This is a genomic window from Mesorhizobium sp. M7A.F.Ca.AU.001.01.1.1 (assembly GCF_004022735.1).
GTDB classification, from domain to species: Bacteria; Pseudomonadota; Alphaproteobacteria; order Rhizobiales; family Rhizobiaceae; genus Mesorhizobium; species Mesorhizobium ciceri.
In genome coordinates, this window is the sequence record NZ_RZPF01000504.1 from 1 (window position 1) to 4,980 (window position 4,980).

6 protein-coding genes are annotated in these 4,980 nt (G+C 62.4%); 4 read left to right on the forward strand and 2 right to left on the reverse strand.

Features of this window, described 5'->3' with window-relative positions; all coding sequences use genetic code 11:
- A partial coding sequence (locus EN884_RS25530) for an ABC transporter ATP-binding protein (RefSeq protein WP_164895150.1) occupies positions 1 to 486 on the reverse strand: 486 nt, incomplete at its 3' end.
- A 2-nt stretch (positions 487 to 488) separates the two neighbouring features.
- Positions 489 to 1,277 carry an SDR family oxidoreductase gene (locus tag EN884_RS25535; RefSeq protein WP_063169479.1) on the reverse strand — a complete coding sequence of 263 codons (789 nt, stop codon included), beginning with the start codon at positions 1,275 to 1,277 and terminating at the stop codon, positions 489 to 491.
- Between the two features lie 183 nt (positions 1,278 to 1,460).
- On the opposite strand from EN884_RS25535, the gene EN884_RS25540 reads away from it, so the two are divergent.
- From EN884_RS25540 to EN884_RS25555, 4 genes are all read left to right on the forward strand, one after another.
- Complete coding sequence (locus tag EN884_RS25540) at positions 1,461 to 2,693, forward strand: sugar ABC transporter substrate-binding protein (RefSeq protein WP_013528982.1); 1,233 nt, start codon at positions 1,461 to 1,463, stop codon at positions 2,691 to 2,693.
- Positions 2,694 to 3,185: 492 nt separating this feature from the next.
- Positions 3,186 to 4,055, forward strand: coding sequence for a sugar ABC transporter permease (locus EN884_RS25545; protein ID WP_024504714.1), 870 nt, complete (start codon positions 3,186 to 3,188; stop codon positions 4,053 to 4,055).
- A complete protein-coding gene (locus EN884_RS25550; protein ID WP_013528984.1) occupies positions 4,052 to 4,876 on the forward strand; it encodes a carbohydrate ABC transporter permease in 825 nt (274 codons plus the stop codon). Before EN884_RS25545 ends, EN884_RS25550 begins: the two co-directional genes overlap by 4 nt.
- 24 nt (positions 4,877 to 4,900) lie before the next feature.
- Positions 4,901 to 4,980, forward strand: an 80-nt coding sequence (locus EN884_RS25555) for a M81 family metallopeptidase (RefSeq protein WP_164895151.1), incomplete at its 3' end; no start/stop codon positions are given.

The window sequence follows — 4,980 nt, forward strand, 5'->3', positions numbered from 1 at the left end:
GGACAGGGGTTCGTCAAACAGGAACACAGACGGTTCGCGCACGATGGCGCGGCCCATGGCGACGCGCTGGCGCTGGCCGCCCGACAGCTGGCGGGGATAGCGGTCGAGATAGGAGAAGAGATTGAGGACCCCGGACGCCTTCTTGACCTTCTCATCGATTACCGTGCGCGTCTCGCCGCGTATCTTCGGGCCGAAACCGATATTGTCCGATGCCTTCAGATGCGGAAACAGCGCATAGGACTGGAACACCATGGCGATGTTGCGCTGCTGCGGCGGCAGCGCGTTGGCGCGCACGCCGCCGATCAACAGATCGCCGGAAGTGATCGTCTCCAGGCCGGCGAGCATGCGCAGCAAGGTCGACTTGCCGCAGCCGGACGGGCCGACCAGGACGACGAACTCGCCGCTCTTGATATCGAGGCTGATGTTCTCGAGGATCTTGTGCTGCCCGAAGGATTTCGACAGGTCGCGGAACTCGACGTCGGTCATGCTCACGCTCCCAATATGTCGTCGATGAAGGGCAGGCAACCGGCGGTCAGTCCCGCGTCCACGGGCATCACCACGCCTGTTACTCCCGATGCGCGATCGGACGCAAGGAAAGCGACGGCTTCCGCCACTTCCGCAGCGTTGACGATGCGACCGAGCGGATAGAGCCGCTGCAATTTGCCGAGGATTTCGGGATCCTTGGCAAGGCGGTGGTCCCAGGCGGCGGTGCGGATCGATCCGGGGCAGACGACATTGGCGCGCAGGCCGCTGCGGCCGAGCTCGACGGCGATCGCCTTGGCATAGGCGTTGATGCCGGCCTTGGCCGCGGCATAGGCGGGATTGCCGAAATGCGCGATGGCGTTGACCGAGGAGATGAAGACGACGCTGCCGGAGCCACGGCTGGCCATCGCCTTGACCAGCGGATCGGCGAAATTCATCACGCCGGTCAGGTTGAGGTCGAGTTCCTGCTCAATCCTGTCGGGGTTGAGCGCGGGGAGCGTCTCGGCGCGCGTCCAGCCGGCATTGTTGATGAGAATGTCGGGCACACCGTCCCGGTCGAGGATGGCGGCGATCGCTGTGGCTATCGACGCCTTGTCGAGAAGATCGAAGACGTGGCGGGCGGCAAAAAACGGGCTCTTCAACGCCTCGCTCGACTGGTCGCAGCCTACGACCCTGGCGCCCCTTTGCGCCATCAGCGCCACGATGGCCGTGCCGAGGCCGCCGCCCGCACCCGTCACAACGACAGTCTTGCCCTCGAATTCGGCCCTGCCTTCGAGTTCCGTTTGCGAAACCACCGTGCGTCATCCTCCGGGATCTTCGACAGGTCGGATCAGGCCTAGTCCACAAAATGTAATTAAGCAACAGAATAATCTGCTTGCAAGCCTTCAAATCCACGATAATGTAGGAAAGTAACATAAATCTTCTGCTTGGGTAACGAAGAGGCGCGCAGGCGCAAAAATCAAAATGGGAGAGTTCAAATGAGTCTTGCAAAATGGACTGTCGGCCTGATGGCCGGAATGAGCATGCTGGCAATTGCGGCGCAGGCGGATGCGGGCGAGGTGCGGGTCACCGTGGCCGAGTACAGCGCCAAGACTGGCCCATATTTCGACAGCGTCAAGAAGGAATTCGAGGCGGCGAACCCCGGCATCACGGTCAAGTTCGAAGTGGTGCCGTGGGATGTGCTGCTGCAGAAGCTGACCACCGACATCACCGCCGGCACCAATGCCGATCTGTCGATCATCGGCACGCGCTGGCTGATCGACTTCGTCCAGCAGGATGTCGCCGAGCCGCTCGACGGCTACATCAAGCCCGACTTCAAGGACCGCTTCATCGACACCTTCCTGTCGCCCTCGATCATGGATGGCAAGACCTACGGCCTGCCGATCGCTGCCTCGGCGCGCGCCATGTACTACAACAAGGAGCTGTTCGAGAAGGCCGGCATCGCCAAGCCACCGGCAAACTGGACCGAGCTGCAGGAAGATGCGCGCAAGATCAAGGCTCTGGGGTCCGGCACGTTCGGCTTCGGCCTGCAGGGCAAGGAGATCGAGACCGACGTCTATTACTACTATGCGATGTGGTCCTACGGCACGGAAATCCTCAACAAGGACGGCACTTCGGGCCTGAGCACGCCCGGCGCGCTTGAAGCCGCCAAGCTTTACAAGTCGATGATCGACGAAGGCCTGACCGAACCCGGCGTCACCTCCAACAACCGCGAGGACGTGCAGAACCTGTTCAAGCAGGGCAAGGTCGGCATGATGATCACCGCACCCTTCCTGTCCAACCAGATCAAGGACGAGGCGCCGAACCTGAAATACGGCGTTGCGGCCATTCCCGCCGGACCGACCGGCGCGCGCGGCACCTATGGCGTCACCGATTCCATCATCATGTTCAAGAACTCCAAGAACAAGGACGAGGCCTGGAAGCTGCTCGATTTCCTGTTCACCACGGAGCAGCGTGCCAAGTTCACACAGGGCGAAGGCTTCCTGCCGGTGAACAAGGAAGAGGCCAAGATGGACTACTACGTCAACAATGCCGATCTGGCCGCGTTCACCGCTCTGCTGCCCGACGCCCGCTTCGCGCCGGTCATCCCGGGCTGGGAAGAGGTCGCCCAGATCACGTCGGACGCCATGCAGAAGATCTATCTCGGCGGCGACCCCGAGGCAGGCCTGAAGGACGCGGCGGCCAAGGCCAATGCGGTGCTGAAGAAGTAGGGGGGCAGTGCTGAAGGAATAGGGCGTATCTCCCTGCGCCCGTGGCGCGCCCCAGATTCAGGCGGGGCGCGCCACATCTTGCAGCCTCGAGCAGAAAGATAGTTCGTCGATGTCAACGCCGCCCAGCCAGGCTCCTTTCCTCTCCCACCGGAGGGGGGAGAGGTGGCTCGGCGAAGCCGAGACGGAGTGGGGGAACCACCTGGCAGCCACCGCGAACGGATATAGGAAGAGCACCAGGCGCAAGTCTCGCCTTGCGCCCAAGGGGTCGACCCCCACTCCGTCGAGCTTCGCTCGACACCTCTCCCCCGATCGACGGGGGAGAGGAAAGGGGCCCTTCCGCAACTGCTGCGGAGAACGGACGAGCAGGTGAGGGCAGCGCCGACGGTTGCAAGGAATCCTGAAGCGGTGCCCTGAGAAGAACGAGGCCGGACCAAGTCAATCTGTCAAGCCAGCGAAATCCAATCTCCCCGCAACGCGGTACAAAGCCAGCCGATGCAAAATCGTTTCTTGCCCTATCTCCTGACCTTGCCCAGCCTGTTTCTGGCGGCGGTGGTCATCTTCTGGCCGGTCTGGGACCTGATCCAGATCTCGACGCATGACGTCAGCCGCTTCGGCCAGCTTCGTGACTTCAACGACTTCGCCAATTTCGCGGCACTCGCTGCCGATCCCGATTTCACGGCCGCGCTTTGGCGCACCGGCCAATGGACGGTGATGGTGGTCGGCGGCGCGCTTCTCTTGTCGATCCCGGTGGCGATGATCCTCAACACCGATTTCTATGGCCGCGGCATTGCCCGCGTCATCATCATGCTGCCCTGGGCGGTGTCGCTGACCATGACCGCGGTGGTCTGGCGCTGGGCGCTGAGCGGCGAAAGCGGCATGCTCAATTCGGCGCTGATCGGCCTCGGCCTCATCGATCACAACATCCAGTGGCTGGCGAGTGCCGAAACCGCCTTTCCGATGCAAGTGCTGATCGGCATCCTGGTGACGGTGCCGTTCACGACGACGATCTTCCTCGGCGGGCTGTCGTCGATCCCGGACGATCTCTACGAGGCGGCGGCGCTTGAAGGGGCGACGCCGCTGCAGCAGTTCCGCGAAATCACCTTTCCGCTCCTGAAACCGTTCATCAACATCGCCATCGTGCTCAACACCATCTACGTCTTCAATTCCTTCCCGATCATCTGGGTGATGACGCAGGGCGGTCCGGCCAACTCGACCGATATCCTGGTCACCCATCTCTACAAGCTGGCCTTCCGCATCGGCAAGCTGGGCGAAGCATCGGCGGTGTCGCTGGTGATGTTCGCCATCTTGCTGGTCTTCACCATGATCTATGTGCGGCTGGCGATGCGGGAGCAACGCGCATGACGAGCAAGCTCAAGCGTTCGATCATCGCCTGGCTGCTGCTGGCGCCGCTGATCGTGGTGACGCTCTTTCCCTTCGCGGTGATGTTCCTGACCGCAGTCAAGCCGAGACAGGAAGTGCTGTCGCCGACCTGGTGGCCGAGCGAATTCCGCTGGTCGAATTTTTCCGACATGTGGGTGGCGACCGGCTTCGGCCAGGCGTTGCTCAATTCGCTCTACGTGTCTGTGATCGCCACCGTCGGCGCCATCCTGATCTCGGTTCCGGCGGCCTATGCGATGTCGCGCTTCCGCTTTGCCGGCTACGGCGCCTTGCGCCAGTTCCTGCTGATTTCGCAGATGATCTCGCCGATCGTGCTGGTGCTCGGCCTGTTCCGGCTGATGGCGGCCTGGGGCCTGGTCGAGAGCACGACGGCGCTCGGCTTCATCTACATGGCCTTCAACGTCGCCTTCACGGTGTGGATGCTGCAGAGCTATTTCGACACCATCCCGCGCGATCTCGAGGAAGCCGCCTGGATGGAGGGCGCCGGCCGCTGGCTGACCTTGCGCAAGGTGTTCCTGCCGCTCTGCCTGCCGGCGATCGCGGTGACGGCGATCTTCACCTTCATCAACGCCTGGAACGAGTTCGTCGTGGCGCTCACCATGCTGCGCAGCCAGGAAAGCTACACGCTGCCGATCCAGGTGTTTTCGCTGGTCGCCGGCCGCTACACCATCGAATGGCATCACGTCATGGCCGCGACGCTGCTGGCGACCTTGCCGGTGGCCATCCTGTTCATCTGGCTGCAGCGCTACCTCGTCAGGGGCCTGGCGCTCGGGGCGGTCAAATAGCGCCTATTCACGGACGGAGCTTTCATGCGCATTTTCACCGCCTCGCTGGCGACGGAAACCAACACCTTCTCGCCGGTGCCGACCGATAGGGCTTCGTTCGAGAT